At 55.8% G+C, this 17,247-nt stretch carries 13 protein-coding genes; 11 read left to right on the top strand and 2 right to left on the bottom strand.

The genetic code is table 11. From position 1 onward, the window contains the following. Nucleotides 1-197 precede the first annotated feature (197 nt). From Poly24_RS17405 to Poly24_RS17355, 11 genes are all read left to right on the top strand, one after another. Nucleotides 198-401: a hypothetical protein gene (locus Poly24_RS17405; RefSeq protein WP_145098207.1), complete on the top strand. Its 204-nt coding sequence runs from the start codon at nucleotides 198-200 to the stop codon at nucleotides 399-401. A 201-nt stretch (nucleotides 402-602) separates the two neighbouring features. Next, entirely contained in the window at nucleotides 603-1,130 is a 528-nt protein-coding gene (locus tag Poly24_RS17400; RefSeq protein ID WP_145098204.1) for an SUKH-4 family immunity protein, read from the top strand. A 68-nt stretch (nucleotides 1,131-1,198) separates the two neighbouring features. Further along, on the top strand, nucleotides 1,199-1,720 hold the full coding sequence (locus Poly24_RS27870) for a DinB family protein (protein WP_391556896.1): 522 nt from the start codon (nucleotides 1,199-1,201) through the stop codon (nucleotides 1,718-1,720). 171 nt (nucleotides 1,721-1,891) lie between these two features. Beyond that, nucleotides 1,892-2,194: a hypothetical protein gene (locus Poly24_RS17390; RefSeq protein ID WP_145098197.1), complete on the top strand. Its 303-nt coding sequence runs from the start codon at nucleotides 1,892-1,894 to the stop codon at nucleotides 2,192-2,194. 126 nt (nucleotides 2,195-2,320) lie between these two features. Then, nucleotides 2,321-2,665 (top strand): hypothetical protein, encoded by a 345-nt coding sequence (locus Poly24_RS17385; protein ID WP_145098195.1) that lies wholly within the window; start codon nucleotides 2,321-2,323, stop codon nucleotides 2,663-2,665. Between the two features lie 941 nt (nucleotides 2,666-3,606). Continuing rightward, nucleotides 3,607-4,128: an ATP-grasp domain-containing protein gene (locus tag Poly24_RS27865; protein ID WP_391556895.1), complete on the top strand. Its 522-nt coding sequence runs from the start codon at nucleotides 3,607-3,609 to the stop codon at nucleotides 4,126-4,128. Between the two features lie 113 nt (nucleotides 4,129-4,241). Beyond that, nucleotides 4,242-5,174, top strand: coding sequence for an alpha/beta fold hydrolase (locus Poly24_RS17375; protein WP_145098189.1), 933 nt, complete (start codon nucleotides 4,242-4,244; stop codon nucleotides 5,172-5,174). A 277-nt stretch (nucleotides 5,175-5,451) separates the two neighbouring features. Next, the gene (locus Poly24_RS17370) at nucleotides 5,452-5,748 is read left to right on the top strand and encodes a PIN domain-containing protein (protein ID WP_145098186.1); all 297 of its coding nucleotides are present in this window, start codon (nucleotides 5,452-5,454) and stop codon (nucleotides 5,746-5,748) included. Further along, a complete protein-coding gene (locus Poly24_RS17365; protein ID WP_145098183.1) occupies nucleotides 5,726-5,938 on the top strand; it encodes a hypothetical protein in 213 nt (70 codons plus the stop codon). The genes Poly24_RS17370 and Poly24_RS17365 overlap by 23 nt, the downstream gene beginning before the upstream one ends. A 175-nt stretch (nucleotides 5,939-6,113) precedes the next feature. After that, nucleotides 6,114-7,445 carry a hypothetical protein gene (locus Poly24_RS17360; protein WP_145098180.1) on the top strand — a complete coding sequence of 444 codons (1,332 nt, stop codon included), beginning with the start codon at nucleotides 6,114-6,116 and terminating at the stop codon, nucleotides 7,443-7,445. Nucleotides 7,446-8,897: 1,452 nt separating this feature from the next. Further along, nucleotides 8,898-9,101 carry an addiction module protein gene (locus tag Poly24_RS17355; RefSeq protein WP_145103059.1) on the top strand — a complete coding sequence of 68 codons (204 nt, stop codon included), beginning with the start codon at nucleotides 8,898-8,900 and terminating at the stop codon, nucleotides 9,099-9,101. 1,295 nt (nucleotides 9,102-10,396) lie between these two features. Here Poly24_RS17355 and Poly24_RS17350 read toward each other — a convergent pair. Both Poly24_RS17350 and Poly24_RS17345 read right to left on the bottom strand, forming a co-directional pair. After that, entirely contained in the window at nucleotides 10,397-15,601 is a 5,205-nt protein-coding gene (locus Poly24_RS17350; protein WP_145098176.1) for an MSCRAMM family protein, read from the bottom strand. Continuing rightward, nucleotides 15,601-16,653, bottom strand: coding sequence for a WD40 repeat domain-containing protein (locus Poly24_RS17345; RefSeq protein WP_145098173.1), 1,053 nt, complete (start codon nucleotides 16,651-16,653; stop codon nucleotides 15,601-15,603). The genes Poly24_RS17350 and Poly24_RS17345 overlap by 1 nt, the downstream gene beginning before the upstream one ends. Between the last annotated feature and the right edge of the window lie 594 nt (nucleotides 16,654-17,247).

Raw genomic sequence — 17,247 nt, 5'->3', positions numbered from 1 at the left:
AAGATCAACCACCGCGACCGGCTGATCGGTGCCGTTATCCGACTTAGCATGCTCGAACTTGCGGCGTCTACAAACGCGATTCACACAGCAGGAAAACAGACTGGACGATCATTCGCCCGGCAAATGTCGCTCGTTGCGTCTGAACAAACTTGGCGCAGAACCGGACGCTCGCTCGAATTGCAACTTGGAAATCTGCAATGACCGCCCGCCGTAAAGACCCGAACACGAAATACTACTACTTCATCGACATCGACCTGTACTCACGCCAAATCATTAGCTGGGATACTGACACGCAAAACAATGTTGACTTTAGCGAGCTGACCAACGGTTGCTACCGCGTTTTTCTAACCAAGGGCCAGTACGCCAAACTCGTGAAGCAACTTGATGAAGCCCGGTCGTGATTTGTGCGAGGTCGATGCTTGCAGTCGTCATAGGCGGATCGCTACACTCGTAGTTGTCGAGGGGCGTGCGGTGCGCACCCATCCTCCAACCAAAGCTGCGGATAACAATGCCGTGCACCGGAGTACGGCTTGCAAGGTTTTTGGAATGGAAAATCAACTGTCCGTACCCGGTGACGGCTGGCGTTACCCGACTGAAATCGAATGACACCAACGGAATTCAAATCGCGATACATTGCATCGCTTCCTGATGTGCCAGACGAACTGCGAGAAGAACTTGACCTCGAACGCTTTGTGGCCTTTGACCCTCAAGTCGTTGCCGCACACGAACTGAATCCTCAAGACGCGGCGATTCTCACAGAGGTCGGGTTGCCGAACTCTGCGTCGCCGTGGTTGACGTTCGATCTCGATCCGAAGCGTCGACTATCACCTATCGAGGGATTCCCGCAGATGCTCGCGATTGGCTCCAACGCGTACGGCGACTATGTTTGCCTCGACATGGATACAGGTGCTGAGGTTGTCTACATAAATCACGACAACTTAAACGCTCGAGTTTTCATCAATGCTTCGGTCTCTACTCTCGCCGAATCGCTCTGCCTATACTTAACCCACCGGCATAAGGGAGAGCCCAAAGACTTGTTAACTGCAATTGGTTCCATCGACCCTGATGCAATTGCTGACGGTACCTTTTGGAACCATGAGACTACTGCACTTGCTGAGAACGGCGGGTAACAATCGCATGCAACGGAGCCGGCGGTCGGGTCGGTTTTGAGATCAACGCGTATCGCGCCGGCCCGCTGATGCGTAGCGTTCTGCCAATTGCTTCAATGGACCTACTTGATCGATTCCTCGGACATGACGCTTGGGCCACTGAGCAACTCCTTGGAATCTGTGCGCAGCTGGCAGACGATGAACTAGACCGACCATTCGATATTGGTCACCAGACGATACGTCGAACGCTCGATCATATCATCCACAACATGGAGATCTGGTCGTCACTGATGGCCAACGACCCAATTGAACGCGCTTCGGACGCATCAATCTCTGCTATGACTCGACGGCTCGAGGTCGCAAGCGCACGGTTAGGAACGATTGCTCGACAGACTGCTGATTCCGGCGGTTGGGACGAAATGTGGTACGATCACCTCGAAAACCCACCGCGAAACAAACGGTTTGGCACCGCAATTGCGCACGTAATCACTCACAGTATGCACCACCGCGCACAACTGCTCTACATGCTTCGACTGACCGGGATCACAGACTTACCCGAGGGCGATGTCTTCAGTTGGGAGACCCAGAATCGAGGCAGAACGAACGGATGAACCGGAGGACCGGTGGACAGTTTTCCGAATGGATGCTCAACTCCCGGTCCCCGGTTATCCGGGCCGTTACCCGACGGAAAGCGTGTGACTGGAAACCGTTCTGTGATGCTTGACATTTCGGCTCGCATTGATGCCGCCCTACATTCTGACGATGCATGTCACGACATTCGAATGCTCGCACGAGAATTTGTCTCCGAAGGCCACTCGAAGCATCTCTTGAACGATGCGTTTCTCGACGCTCTCGCTTTGTTCCCCGCCAATATTCGGGCTGCCTACCCGTTTCAACACGAACTCCGAGAAACGCTGCAACTTCTTGCGTTGTGGACTCGCGATCACCACACTCAATGGCCTGCCCCCTGGTACTCCGGGCAGGGATTTGAAAACCACAAGACTCCAGAGGAAGTGGCGACTGCAGAGAACTGGCTGCGCGACGAACTCGCTTTTCGTATTGGACGGGCGCGTGACGGCGGGTAACCATGTGATTCAACGGAAGACGGGTGGTCCGTTTTCTCGTCTGCTTGCAAGCTATTCGCCCGTCCCCGCTGATCACAACCGTTCTGGCTGGCGAGCTATTCACGTACGCCGCTCAATCTCTTCGACATGCATGAAACATCCCTCATCGGCGCGACACGAATGCAAGGCAACTTGATTGCCGCATTCGTCCTGCTTGTGCTGGGCGTCGCGTTGTTGCGATGGCTCCATCGAAAGGACAATGCGAAACGCGGATTCAATTGGGCACCAGTGATCGCATTTATATGCGGTCCTGCGATCGCTACGGCTTACTTTGTTGCTGACGTCCTGTGGTTCGGACACGGCACGTATACCATCGCGAGCGACTACTTCGACACCTTCTGGCGCGTCCTTGTGATCGGTCTGGCTGCTGGGACGCTGGGGGCGATCGCCTTTTGGATGGAACCTAGATCCCGGCGACATCACGCGCAATAACGGGTATACTGGAGCCCAGGATCAACTGTTGCCTTGGTCGTCCGTCGTAAACAGCCAGAACCATGGGATTCAACGGAGCGGCGGTGGTGCGATCTTTCGTGATATCAACGTCAACTCCCGCCGCCCGCTGATCCTTGCCGTTATTTGAGCAAAACCTACCTGAGCGGAAACAATGCTCGACCGACGTCCGAATTTGCCGCTAATCGATTTCGTAATCTCTAACGACGCTTCCACGCACGATATACGGTACCGAACCGTTTGCCACTGCAATCCATTGAGGGACACGGGACTGACCAGACAACGAACTCGACTTTGGTTCTCGGACACCTGGAAACGATCTGCGTTCGATTACTGGAACGCTTGCGATAATCCGGCTATGAACGATCACTTCGTTTACACGTTTCGCGACTCTGCTGCTCGATGCTGGCTCGATGTTTTCGTCACTTCGAAACCGAGATCGCATTCAACCAGATACTCGATTTGCGACAGACAGACGCTTGCGATATCATCGTTCGATCGGTTGCTGGAACTGATCGGCCTCGAAAAACAAAACTCAAATAACCAACGGATGCACCAGAGTGTCGGTGGCCACGGTTGGTGGTAGCTAGACCGTCCAGTGCCGCCACCTGGTGATCCGAAACGTTCTGCCACAAAAGCACATGCCTGACGTAACGTGGGTCCTTGAGCCCGACATCTTTCCTGAGACACACGAGCCGATCCGGAACGCCATCCGTGATCGCGGGCATCGTCTCATTGATTGGTCCGACTCTTGGTGGTCCGATGGGGTCCCATCGCGAGTGCCTAAATCGTCCGTCGTCTTTCATGGCTCGCTCGGTAACGCTGCACGAATCACCAATGAACTTCACTGGACTCCGGGATCGTTTTGCCCAGTCGAATCATTTCGTTGCTCATCATGGTACGAATCTGCGCGGCAATGGCTTGTGCATGTTGAGTGGACGGTCTGCGCCGCAAGCGAACTCGTCGCTAACGCTCGCACGATTGCAGATCAACTCGGCGCAACCGATCGCCTATTTGTGCGTCCCGACAGTCCGCTGAAACCATTCAGTGGGCGGGTTGTCGATATAGCCACGCTGACACTGGCCAAACTCGATCATGGTTTCTACTACGAGGACGATTCGATACCGGTAGTTGCTGCGCCCATTCAGCAAATCGGCCACGAATGGCGTTTCTTGGTCGTGAATCGTGCGGTCATCACCGGATCGGCTTACGATCCACATACCAGAAAGCCCGTAATCGTTCCCTTGGACTCGACGGCCGCAGCATTTGCCTCGACGGTCGCTTCCGCACTTCCGCAACCCGACATCGTCTACGTCCTTGATATTTGCGAATCCAATGGCCAACTGCGTCTCTTGGAATTGAATCCATTTGGTGGGGCTGATCTATACGCGTGCGACGCAGACGCGATAATCAACAGCGTCTCGGCAATCGCAGCCGCAGCGTAAAAGTGGCAGAACCATCGCATGCACGGGAGTGGCGGTGGCCAGCGGATTTTTTAAAATCAACATCGACTCCCGCCACCCCGTGATGCGGGTCGTTCGTCGATAGGAGGTTCTCATTGCAAAAAAATGTCTGGCGAGATGAAGTTGCCCGCGAAAGGCTGGTGGGATGGTTCGATCGCTTTCGCGATAAAATCCAACCGCCTGTCGAGAGCCTCAAGGTGCCATCGAGATATGGCCCGAGCCACGTCTTACTTGCCGGTCAAGCCGACGCGCCACCGCTCATATGCTTGCACGCGATGCGGACCGGCTCGGCATTTCTTGTTTCGGAGCTCAATCCGCTTCTGGACCGGTTTCGTATTATTGCTCCGGACCTACCGGGCCAATCCGTTCACGGTCCGCAAATACGATTGTCCCTGAAAAATGGCGCTCACGCCCAATGGCTATGCGATGTTCTCGATGGTTTAGACCTCGACACGGTCAACATGTTCGGGGTGAGTTGGGGTGGATTCGTCGCTCGCCAGACGGCGACGTTGATTACTGAGCGAATCGATCGGTTGGCCCTGTTAGTCCCGGCTGGAATCGTCCGCGGTTCGCATACTGCCGGGCTTATTAAGATGGCTTGGCCAATGCTTCGCTATCGCTTCTCCCGATCGAAGCGAAATCTGCAACGTTTGATTGCCCCATTATTTACAACATGGGATGACGATTGGGCTGGATACACCGGCGACGCCGTGCACGACATGCCGTTCGACTTTCGAATTCCGCCCCTCGCATCTGACAGCGAATTGCGTCAACTCAGAATGCCGTTGTTGGTACTCGGTGCTGAGGAGGACATTTCCTTTCCCGGTGAGAAACTTGTCCGGCGAATCATCGCAGAAGCCCCCAATGCCTGCGGTGAAGTCATACCGGCATGCAAGCATTGCCCGCCAACAACGCTGGAATTTCGTATTTGGCTCGCACATCGCCTAATCGCGTTTTTCCTCGGAGATCGAAACGACGAACCAAGCGATCCACCCAAGTCGCCGATCGGGCGCGAATTTGAATCATAGTTTTTTTGCGACGACTGGGTGATCGCCAGCGTTCGCCGACTGAAGTGTTGCTAGCGTGCATACGCTACAATTTTGGCATGGACACTGTTTACATTGAAACCTCAATCGTCAGCCACGCGTCGGCACGCCCAAGCCCAAACATCCCGATCGCCGCGCTGCAACATCAGGCCGCGAGTGGTGGAGTGTCGAGCGGCCGAAATTCAGTCTTGTCACGTCGCAGCTTACAATTGTTGAAGCATCTGACGGCGATCCATCAGCGGCCTCCGATCGACTTAAAATGCTAGATGGATTGCCATTGGTTCCCCTCGGCCCAGATGTCGATGCATTGGCCAAATTGATACTTGCCAAGCACATGATGTCGCAAAAGGCGGCCGCCGATGCGGTGCATGTTGCCGCAGCCGCGATCGCCGGTGTAAACTATCTACTGACGCAAAACTGCAAGCACATTGCAAACGCTCACGAACTTCCTCGGGTCTATCGCTTGTTGGAAGAACAGGGTTACGACCAACTGCTGATTTGCACGCCGACTGAATTTTTAGGCGGAGAAAACGATGACGAAGAATCCAATACTTGACGAATTGCATGCGACACGGGAACGACTGCTGGTTGAATCCGGTGGCACAATCTCTGGTCTATTAGATCGCCTTCGCGCCGAACAAGCGACTTCGGACCGCCCAACCTACAAAGCGGCGAACCATGCGATTCAACGGAGCGGCGGTGGTGACGTTGCTGCCAATGGAGAATCCGCTCCCGCCGCCCGCTGATCGCTACCGTTCGCCAATCAAATTATGCTCCCAGAAGACTTAGGAACAGTAGACCGGAACGTCCCTACTGGAGTCTCTCAAGACGTGAGCAACCTTTTTCAGTCCGCCCAGCAGGAGTATCTTTTTTGTGGAGGATGTGTGACGGTGTATTACTAGCGTTTGAAAGCACTTAGAAATGAAAATAAAACAGACACGAACGAAATTTACATTGCCGCTCTTCACAGCTCTGGTAGTTGCTCAGACCGGCATATCACGCGCTGCACCGCCTGTATCGGAGTCGCGTCTCCAGACTTATGAGGAGCGGGTTGAATCCGTGACGGAGACCCCGGGCCTGGTCGCCTTCTGGGATTTTGTGCAACGTGAAGAAGGAGTCAACGGAACAGGGAAGTTTGTTGCGCACACAGCAAAGGGAGATGAGCACCGGTATGTGCTTGAGCCACATAATATTTCTGTAGATTACTGGCACCAGGGGGAAGAGGCGTCATTGGCTGATTTTCCTTTGCTGAATCGTGGACCTTTTGGGCAGGCGGTGCAATTCCGGGACCCGAAGTCCGAGACTGACCTTCCGGTTTTGATGGTTCCGAGATCCTTGCTGCACGATACGCCGCTGGATATCAAAGGGCCCGGTAAATCCGTGACCATGTTGGTTTGGCTCATCTATCAGGGGGAAGATCATGGCATTGCCGGAATGTGGCTCGAGGGCACGGATACACCCGGCGTCAAAGATCCCGCTCCGGTGCAGGTCAAGGGAGCACGGCAGTTCGGCTTATTCGCCGGATTGGGTGCGAATCCAGGTGGCGTAAGTGCCCATATTTCCGAGAATGGTCTCTCGACCTTTGGAGATCGTTATGCGCGGCATATGTCAACGACGTCTGAGAAGATGAAAAAGATCAGCGTAGATGCCAAAGGGGCGGATCTCGATAAGGGATGGTCAACCATTGGATTCACTTTCGATAGCCAAACGAAAGCGGTTAGGTCCTTTCTTGACGGTTCATCCAGCGAAGTGTGGGTCGAGAATCCAGAGAAGGACCGACACTACAAATACGCAGCGGAAGCCTGGCAGAAGGGCAAACTGGCTGCGTCGAAGCAACCGGTAGCGGACTCGGAAGCGAATGAATTTTACTCGCCGCCGGAGACAACTCCTTTGAGCGAAAAGATTGTGTCTGAGACTGCGGGAGAACGCGTTGTCGAGCGCACTTATGAATACACGAAAGTGCGTGTCACTTTACGTAAAGACAGTCAAGGGCAGGTTAGCGAAACGGTCTCCAGCGCGCTCGTAGCGCTGAAATCAAATCCCTATTGGTTTGGTCACGATATTTATGCTCCGCGCACGCTTGCCGAGGGCGGACCATTCACCGTGGGGCGCGTGATTCACAGCAATCGCCACAAAACTCTTTCCGCCTACATTGGAGGTGTTGCCGTTTTTGATCGTGCACTCACATCCGAAGAAATGGCGTGCCTGTCAGCTATCGGCCGCGATCAGCCCATCATCACTCCCAGCAAATAGAACAGACTTCAAGCGTGGTGCGTGAAACGGGTCAGGGTGTGAATGGCACGGTGTTAAGCGACGCCACGTTTCCTTCCTTCGTGTAGTGAGGTCCGAACGGCTAACAAGCCGGCGATGGACAAGCCCGATCCCGTTTCGAGTTGATTGACTTCCCTGATTCGATTCCTTATTCTGCTTTCGAGGCCGCGCTCCCGGATCGGGCTGCCATGCCTCAGACGCTATGCAACCCGTGGAACCAATTGCAATGAATCCACAAACCCTTGCCGCGTGTCCCAACCAGGGGCAGAACACGACTCGCCGTCTTCGTCTTCGCTCACAACCAAAGGTGAAGGTGACTCCATCGCCTCCGGCAGGTCGAATCGTACTATATGCCACCGAACCTCCCCACACCGAAGAGAGCCAGTTTCAACATCACTGCCTCGGCGATAAACGCGAAACACATCCAGCTTAAATCCACTGCCCAAATACTCGACCTCAAAGTCTGGGTCAGTGCGATCCAACATTGCCCCGAATGCACTTAAAACACTCATTGTGATCTCGCATAACCAAGCGATGCAGCGAAGCCGCCGACACCGCGTTTAATTTATAGCAAGCTCTTATTCGGCGGCTCGCTGATCGCCAACGTTATGCCGCTGAACCACACCGAGCTCCATGAACACAATCGCAGCATGTATGCAGCACACGGAGTTCGTATGCGATCCACATCTCGTCATCGCCATTGACGGGGGCCCGCTCGATCGCATCCTCTCTGCTGCTTGTCCGCATCAGAAGCTCAATGGACTTGTGCCAGCGATGCTCGACTGGATTCATGGTGATCGGGAACGTCAAATGGTATGGCAGTGAATAATGCCCGCTCATGCTACGCGTTCGATTGCTCCAGTTCCGATTTGTCCGGATGACCTTGATCTACGATGTTCTGTCATTGTGGCGGACGTTACCTCTACTGCTGACGCAGTCGTGTGGCAACGATTGGGCCTCGACCATTCTGAACCAGACGAGTTGCCTGAAAACATAGGGACGAAGGTCGAATGGCTCGGCGGTGTCGGGCCATTCACATTTGATCGCGTGGAGTACAAACAAATGGTCGATACCTTCCGTCGATCCACAATTCATGAAAACACGGCATAAATCGGGTAGCCGCGGCCATCGCTGACCGCGGCCCCCCACACCACCTAGCGTGCGGGTCCGCACTAGGCGGTTCGACGAAGCGGAGCAAGCTCGGCCCAGAGAGGTTTTATAGAGCTCCGTCCTTTTTCGGCAATCCACTTGTTGGTCATTCCGACTCCACTGGCAATCGTCTTGGACATGCGTCAGGGGCCTTTGAGACTTCGCGCGAGCCGGTACGCCTGACGTCGCAGAACTCCGTGATTCGCGAGCATTTTGCTCGCTCGACCTTCGGCCCCCTCCCGGCTAAATATCGCTTGAGGATCTAACAAGAACGTTGATCAACCAATTTCTGACCTTTCAACACTTCCGGTTGGGGATCGCTTGCGTATTGTGCATGCAATTTGGGACACACTGCCTGACGATGTTGACCTTTCGCCGTCTGCGGAGCAACAAGCCGAAATTGACCGTCGACTTGCTTCCGACCATGTAGACCCATCGACCGCCGTGTCGCGCGATGAAATGATGCGGCGCATCGAGAAGCAACGGTGATGTGGCATGTTACGTAGCGTTCGGAGATCGAAAATGATGTTTGCGATGCCGCCGCTTGGTATGACGACTAGCTCCCGGGACTCGGCGATGAATTTATTGCCGAATACGTTTCGGCGATAAGCTGAATCCAGGGCAACCCACTACTGTTCGCGATCGCCAAGAACGGACTTTGCCCGTGCCGACTTAAGCGGTTTTCCTATATCATTCATTTCAAGGTCGATGGTAGCGATATCTTGGTCGTCGCGTTAATGGGCGGTGGTCGCGATGACTCCTCGTTCATTCACCGCAAAGGTTGGCCAAGGGTTGTTACGGAGCGGCGGTGGCACCCTTTTCCGTTTGCTTAAAAGTCATTCGCCGCCCCCCGCAAAACCCTGCCGTTCTGCAATATGGATCTGAATGAAGTCGCAATTGCTATGAAGGATCCGCCGAGCGGGCCTAGCGGCTTTGTCGACTTCTTCGTACGCACATTGGCAATGTTGCCACGTTCGGTTCGTTCGCAGGCTTTGGGACGCGGATGACGATTCGCGTGAAGGGGCGCTCGCATGGATGCTCAAGCGTGGCGACGAAGATTACAAACTCAATTGGATTGATTCGATTTTGCTTTTACATTGCAGAGCGGTCCTCATAGCCGAGTTCGGTTCCTCGATTGATGTGGTTGCAAAAGAAATCCAAGACAGCGATCACATAACCAACCCAAGCCCGCTACCAATCCAACCGTCGGACTTGACGGACATCGTCATGCCGCTGAACACCCGACGTCATTGAGAGACGCCACGGACCTTTGCCACTATGGGCGGAGGGGTAGGTTTCATCGTGTGAAACGCCAAAAGCTTCCAACTTCTTCAACCGGGTGCAGCGGTTTCCAATTATCCTGTGGGGCACCCCAATCGCTGGCCAACCAAGGCTCCATTCAAAAGAATGTGGTGCCGGTGCGGGAGGATTCGTCGCAGAACGTGGCGTCGGGGATCGAACAACCGCACGAGGTGTCGAGAAGTCGGTTCATCGGGCACGATGGTTTGAGCCACGATTGCGTTGGTGCGATTTCAACTCTGGAGGATTGCGAATTGGGCGTCCCAACGTTTTCGGATGATGAAGTCCCATAAAAGATGGAACGATGGTCAGGGGGCGAGTCGGGTCGCGATGTGTGAACGGGGGCAGCGGGAACGCGGCCGATGACGAAAAGGTGAAGAAGCTGGTCGCTTTGCTAGAGCTGAGGATTCCGCCGATTTGGACCAATTTTAAAGTCATCGGCTGAAGCCTTGACTCCAGCGTTTGACTGCAAATTGAGACGCTTTTTAGGCGGCTTTATCTTCGGCGACCGGGTCGCTTTGCGTTTCGTAGACGCCCGCTTCGCTGGCACCGTCGCCATTCCAGTCGCCCGCGACGGGCTGACCGTTGGGCGAATGGGGCTGATCGAAACGCGTGTCGTCCGCAGAAATCTGACGATCGGAATTGCTGTCGAGGATCCAGGTGTTGCCGCGAACGACGCCTAGATCGTCGATGCCGTCGCCGTTCCAATCGCCAACGATTGGCAGGTCGCCGGGTTCGCCAAATTGGACGGTTTCGTCTCGTGAGGTCCAGCGTCCGTCACCATCGCTGTCCAACATCCAGCGTCCAGCCCGGTAGATGGCGATCGTATCGATACCGTCGCCGTTCCAATCGCCGGCCAATGGCGTATCGGCATTGTGTCCATATCGGAACACGTGATCGATCAGATCGCTGCGGACCTGGCCGTGTTCACGCAGCTGCAACACGCGGTGCCCATCGGTCGCTTCGGGATGCATCGGCGGTTGGTTCTTCGGTCGCAAACGGCGGATGTTATCGGGATCGGGCAAACCGGGATCGCGGACGATCGCTTCGGGATCGCGGTCCCATTCGGGGCCAAAGATGCCAATGTCGTCTTTCCCATCGCCATCCCAGTCGCCAACGACGGGACGGTCCATTTCGTTACCAAGTTGGATGTACAGGTCGTTGCCATCCCACTTGCCATTGCCGTTGACGTCGATGAACCAATGTCCTTCGATAAAGAGGGCCAATTCATCGCGTCCGTCACCGTTGAAGTCGCCAGCCAGAGCGATCGCATCGTCGTCGCCCAAGAGCATCGACGACGACTGGGGCAAGACGTTGCCTTCGCGATCCATCAGGATCCAGTTTCCCTTCTCGCGGAGATTGTTTGTCCAGGCGGCGGTGTCTAACACGATGCCCGCGTTTTGAATCACCTTGCCGCCGGAACTTTGCAACGCCGTTTCGCCACGTGGGAATCCGCCGTCGATGACACTCAAGTGCCATGTGAAGCCCGGATCGTCGTTGGCCCAAATCGGATGGTTGATTTCGATCGCGTCGGCAAAGTTGATCAGCAACGGCGCGACGGGGAACTGTTCAATCGGTGGTTGGATGACTTGGATTGGTGGCGGATTCCATTCGACAGGTGGGATCGACGGAATTTTATCGATCAAGACTTCGCTGAAGTTGTTCTCGACCGACGCGCCACCCACGGGCAGGTCGATCAAGATGATGCCGTCGTTGTTGGGATTCGTGGCGCTGTCCAACGCCAGCGTTTGCAGCTGGAACGTGGTCGTCGAATCTTCGGGCTCGTCGGCTGCATTGACCGCAAACCCGCCCAGGCTGCCGGCGGTGTCCAAACCATCGATGTATCCATCGGGTTGAATCTGGTAGATGTGATACGTCGCCGCTCGCAGACCCGTGAATTCGTAGTAGCCGTTGGCATCGGTGACGACGCGAATTGGTCCGTCGCCATAGACGCCAGGCAACGCATTTTCGCCAAGGAAGGCTTGTCCGAGAACGTTTCGCAGTTCCAGCGTGACGCCCGCCAAGGGGGTGTCGTCGCCCGTGCGAAGACCGTCGGAGATCCCTCGCAAATCTTTCGGGTCGGGAACTTGCGACAGCAACCGCACGCCGCCGTCCTGGAAAACGTATCCGCTGATCATCGCCGGTGGCAACTCACAGAAGTCGTTGTTCAGCGAGTGTTGATTGGCCAGCAAGCCGATCGCCACGATCTGGTTGATGCCCGAATCGTCGCCACCGGTGGTTCCGGCGTGTTGGTCGCCGTCGAAGTATCCGGTCGGTTGCACTTGAATCACCGAATACGAACCCGGTGCGATCTCTTTGAATTCGTAGAAGCCCGCGGTATTGGTGAGCGTCGTTGCAACGAGCGTTCCGTCGGCGGAATACAACTGCATTTCGACGTTGGCCAGCAACTCTTCATCGGGGTCTCGAATGCAATCGCCATCGGTATCGACGTGAACGTAGCCAGAGATCGATCCAGGGGGCAGTTCACAGAAGTCGTTCGATTCGCTGTCTTGACCCGCGGCCAACGGAATCTGCGAAATCCGATTGGTCACCGAATCGTCGCCGCCGGTCGTGCCGGCGTGTTGGTCGCCGTCGTAGTATCCGGTCGGTTGCAGTTCGACGACGGTATAGTCGCCCGGTGCCAAATCGGTAAACTGGTAACGACCGTTGATATCGGTCGTCGTCGTCATGATCAGCGTGCCGTTGCTGTCGTACAGTTCGATCGTCACGCCCGCCAAAAGCAGTTCGTCGGGATCGCGAACGCAATCGCCATCGGTATCGACGTGGACGTAGCCGGAGATCGACCCAGGAGGCAGTTCACAGAAGTCGTTCGATTCGCTGTCTTGACCCGCGGCCAACGGAATCTGCGAAATCCGATTGGTCACCGAATCGTCGCCGCCGGTCGTGCCGGCGTGTTGGTCGCCGTCGTAGTATCCGGTCGGTTGCAGTTCGACGACGGTGTATTCACCCGGAGCCAGGTCGGTGAATTCGTAGCGTCCCAAGGTGTTGGTCGTTGTCGTCGCGATCAACGTCCCGGTGTTGTCGTACAGTTCGATGATGACGCCCGCCAAAAGCAGTTCGTCGGGATCGCGGACGCAATCGCCATCGGTGTCGACGTGAACGTATCCGGAGATCGTTCCGGGAGGCAATTCGCAGAAGTCGTTGAACTGGGAATTGTCGCCAGAGCTGAGCGGAATCTGTGAGATCCGGTTGATGACCGAATCGTTGCCGCCGGTGGTTCCGGCGTGCTGGTCGCCGTCGTAATAACCCACAGGTTGAATTTCGACGACGGTATAGTTCCCAGGCATCAGGTTGGTGAACTGGTAGACACCCGCGTCGTTGGTTGTCGTCCGCTGCAGGAAATTGCCCGCCGCGTCGTACAGTTCCACGACAACTCCGCTGAGCATCAATTCGTCGGGATCGATCTCGCAATCGCCGTCGGTGTCGACATGGACGCGACCGGAGATTTGCGCGGGCTTGAGTTCGCCGAAGTTGTATTCGACGCCGGCAAGTCCTTGTTTCAGCGTGATCTCGACAATCCGATCGCCCGGGTTGTCGGCGCGGCCCACGGTCGCGCCGGCAATGATGCCGGCGGTATCGAGGCCGTCGAGGTATCCGGCAGGCGTGGTTTCACGAAGGGTGTAGTTGCCCGGCAACAGATTGTCGAATTTATAGAATCCGTTGGCGTCGGTTTGTCGCGATGCAACGACCACTCCGGTGGAATCGATCAGATCGACACGGGCTCCCGGAATCGGAGTCTCCGTGGCATCGCGGATGCCGTCGTTGGATTGATCGTGGTAAACGTAGCCCGAAATACTCGCCGGTGCGGCTTCGCAGAAATCGTATTCCGTTCCCACGCCGCCGGCTGCCAAGGTGATCGTCGTGATTCGGCTGCCACCATCGACACTGCCGACCATTTGGCCGTCGATCACGCCAACATGTGCCGCTCCTTCGAGCAGTCCGACGGGGGTGTATTCGATGATCCGGTAGTTGCCTTTGACCAGGCGATCGAATTCATATTCGCCGAGCGAATTGGTGCGCGTCTCGGCGATGAAGTTGCCTGCGGAGTCTTCCAAAACGATCCGGACATCCTCGAGCGGGATGTCGTTACTCTCGTCGTGTGGGCCAAAACAATCTTCGCCGGGAGCGACCAGATAGACAGCTCCAGCCAACGAGCCCAGCGGCAGTTCGCCGAAGTTGTAATCGATACCGACCGAACCGCCTTGCAAATCGATGTCGTTGATCTCATCGCCGGGGTTGACCGCAGCACCAACCAAGATCCCGTCGACGGTACCGGCGGTATCCAAACCGTCCGACAGATCGTGAGGCATCACGGTTTCGACGACTCGGTAACGGCCTGGGGCCAGGTTGGTGAAACTGTAGGAACCGTCGGCGGCCGTCGTGGTTTCGACGATCTCTTCGGGGGCGATCGTGTCGACGGGAATCAGGCGGATCGTTACGCCCCCCAGGCCGACTTCGCCAACATCCTTGATGCCATCGTCGTCGTCGTCGCGGTAGACGAAGCCGCTGATTTTCGCCGGGTCCGCTTCCGCAAAGTCATAATCGACCGCGTGCAGATCGCCCAACGGAATTTCGATACCGGTCAGCACATCGTCGTTCAAAACCGTGCCGATCACGCTGCCGTCGATCGTTCCAGGAACCGCACCGACGCTGAACAATCCGGTCGGCTGCGTCTCTTCGATGCGATAGGTTCCGGGCAGCAAACCCAGTTCGGTTCCAAAGCGGTAGTCACCATTGGCGTCGGTTTTCGTCGAATGTCCGGTGGACTCAAATTGTCCCGACGTTTCGTTCAACAGGTACAGGTGCAAGGAGACGTCAGCGATCCCTTTTTCCGATCCGCTTTGAACCAGATTGAGATCGTTGTCCAAGTAGACGGTACCGGCGATCGAGATCGGCTTGGGCGCTTGTTGCAGTGTCACCAGTGCCGCAGCGGTTCGGTCGGCGTGGCTGAGGACATCGTTCCCCGCGTCGGGAGGAAGATCGATCCCGTACAGCGATTTGGGGTCGCCGTACTTATTCTCGAAGATGTTCGAAACGGTGATGTCAAAGTAATGTGGCGCTTCAAAGGTCGCCGTGAGGATCGAATCGTGGAATTCCTGACCCGATTTGATCACGTCCAAACGACTGTTGAAGAATTCGACATCATCGCTAACCTTCAAGATCTCATCGACGTCCAGACTGAAGATCAGTTTGTCGCCGGCTTGAAAGTTATTGAACTCCAATTCCAACAGCATGCCACCATCGGAAACGGTCGCTGTGACCGACGCGGCGGGATTCGACGAAAGGAGGCTAACCACTTTGAAGTCGTGGTAACCCGCGGTGCCTCGCCCCCCAGCCTTGGTGTCGAAGATGGCGTCGCCAACGGTAAAGCCGTCGTTGTCTTTATCGAGATTGATCGACAACTTCGAAAGCGACGTTCCATCGGCGCCACCGACAAACGACAATTGAAACTGATCGGGGCGCGAGTCATCCCCTTCGTCGATCGTATCGTGGCCGAAGCTGGTTTCCAGGTAATCGGTTTCGATGTACACCAACCCGACATGGATCGGCAGCGCCGCATCCATCACGCAACGCGCTTCGAGTCGCTCGACCGTGCGGAGTCGGCGAATCGCGGCAGCGGAGGGAGTCTTGGATCGCAGGAATTTGTTGAGTGCTCGTTGAAACACCATTATCGCTCCGTTGCCTGTGTCGAAATTGTGTCTGCCGCTTCCACGCCCGGAATACCAGCGACCGTTTCGTGTTGTTGGATCTGTGACAGTCGCCAGAATCGGATCGACGTGTCGTAGCTGCCCGAAATCAAGTGCTCGACGTTTGCCTTGAGCACGGCGACCGTGCCTTGATGACCGGTCAGCTTCTTGGTGATTTCGCCCGTGTTGACGTTCAGAACGCGAATCAGGTTGTCCGAGCCGCCGACAGCCACATGCTGCGAATCGATCGCAGCGACTGACAACAGCTTGCAACCGGGGATCGTGACTTCGCGAAGCATCTTCATTTGCACTGTGTCGACGATCGCACAACGGCCATCTTCGCCGACCGACACGATCATGTTGGCGCCACGGACCAAGGTGCTGTCACGCAAGCGGCCCAGGTGCAGCGAGACGGCACCCAAATTCTCTCCGGTGTCCGGATGGATGAAATGCAATTCACCACTGCGACCGCCAACGGCCAGGATGTCGTTCACCTCGGTGAACAACGCCGTGCGTAGATCGCGGCAATCGCAGCTCAGCTTGGATTTTGGGATCGGATTGGATTGCATCAGAAAAATTTCTGAGTCGAAGCCGACCGCCGCGATTCGTTTGCCGCTGTCATTGAAGCGGACGCAGGCCAGCGCCGGGCCACCGGCGATATCGGTCGGGTTTTCCCATTTGCGGCTTCGTTGCCAAACTTGGATCCGGCCATCGTTGCCAGCCGACAGCAACATCGAGCCGTCGGGGGCAAAGTCGAGCGAGCGGACCCAATCGCTGTGTTGGCCAATGATGCGTTGTTCAGAGAAGTCTTTGCCCGACAGCAGACGGACCGCATGGTCGTCTCCCGCGGCAGCCAGTAATTCACCATCGGGGCTGATCGCCAGGGCGGTGATCACCGGTGGGTAATCGCGGCCGGCAACCGGTTGCAGCCGGATCGATAGGTTGTTTGGGATGGTCTCGATCGCACGGCAGATCGACAGTTCAGTGCACGCCATTACTAGCGTCAGCAGAACCAAAGCAAAGCGATATAACACGGGGATCCCTCTTGAATTTGACAGGCCAACGCAGCTCGGGCAGCGATCGACGCGCAGAACTCCAATAGGCGATATCGGCGTTACCGACCCGTGGCAATCAGCGATTCAAAGCTCAAGTTGCCGTTTATCCCCCTCAAAATCGGACGCTATCAAATGGAAATACTCGGTTCTTGGCGAGATTCGCTGCAGTTGGGGGGGCGATGCGCGGCCCTTTGCGACGGGCCGCCGGGGCGTTGGCGTGGAAATCCGGGGCTCAATCGCGGGCGAAGCAAGAAAGTTTGCCGGATTTAACGATTCTGCCCGGTTTGATTTAAGAAATTCAACATCGATAGCCGCCGGGGACCGTCAATTTGCTTGACCCTTTGTGGGCGGATTCCTACAAATAGATCGACGCCCAATGGTCGCTCGCTCCAACGGAGTCGGCGGCCCTCTTTCTCGCGGGATGCGTGTGAAAGAAGGGGATCAGTTTGGCCAGGATCGATTCCGAAACGCCCTCGAGCGGGAATTGCCTGAGCCGTGCAACTGTTGCAGACGGAGCACCAAATTCAGCTGGTGCGGATTGCGACGGTTAACTCTTCCAAAAACTGATCCACT

Source organism: Rosistilla carotiformis (genome assembly GCF_007753095.1).
Lineage (GTDB): Bacteria > Planctomycetota > Planctomycetia > Pirellulales > Pirellulaceae > Rosistilla > Rosistilla carotiformis.
The sequence above is the reverse complement of the archived record's forward strand: the minus strand, read 5'-3'. Positions and strand labels throughout refer to the sequence as shown.

Excerpts from the sequence above, each read along its gene's own strand:
- Poly24_RS17400 (WP_145098204.1), top strand. The coding sequence starts at position 603 with ATGACACCAACGGAATTCAAATCGCGATACATTGCATCGCTTCCTGAT.
- Poly24_RS17390 (WP_145098197.1), top strand. The coding sequence starts at position 1,892 with ATGCTCGCACGAGAATTTGTCTCCGAAGGCCACTCGAAGCATCTCTTG.
- Poly24_RS27870 (WP_391556896.1), top strand. The coding sequence starts at position 1,199 with ATGCGTAGCGTTCTGCCAATTGCTTCAATGGACCTACTTGATCGATTC.
- Poly24_RS17350 (WP_145098176.1), bottom strand. The coding sequence starts at position 15,601 with ATGGTGTTTCAACGAGCACTCAACAAATTCCTGCGATCCAAGACTCCC.
- Poly24_RS17405 (WP_145098207.1), top strand. The coding sequence starts at position 198 with ATGACCGCCCGCCGTAAAGACCCGAACACGAAATACTACTACTTCATC.
- Poly24_RS17370 (WP_145098186.1), top strand. The coding sequence starts at position 5,452 with ATGCTAGATGGATTGCCATTGGTTCCCCTCGGCCCAGATGTCGATGCA.
- Poly24_RS17385 (WP_145098195.1), top strand. The coding sequence starts at position 2,321 with ATGCATGAAACATCCCTCATCGGCGCGACACGAATGCAAGGCAACTTG.
- Poly24_RS17360 (WP_145098180.1), top strand. The coding sequence starts at position 6,114 with ATGAAAATAAAACAGACACGAACGAAATTTACATTGCCGCTCTTCACA.
- Poly24_RS17365 (WP_145098183.1), top strand. The coding sequence starts at position 5,726 with ATGACGAAGAATCCAATACTTGACGAATTGCATGCGACACGGGAACGA.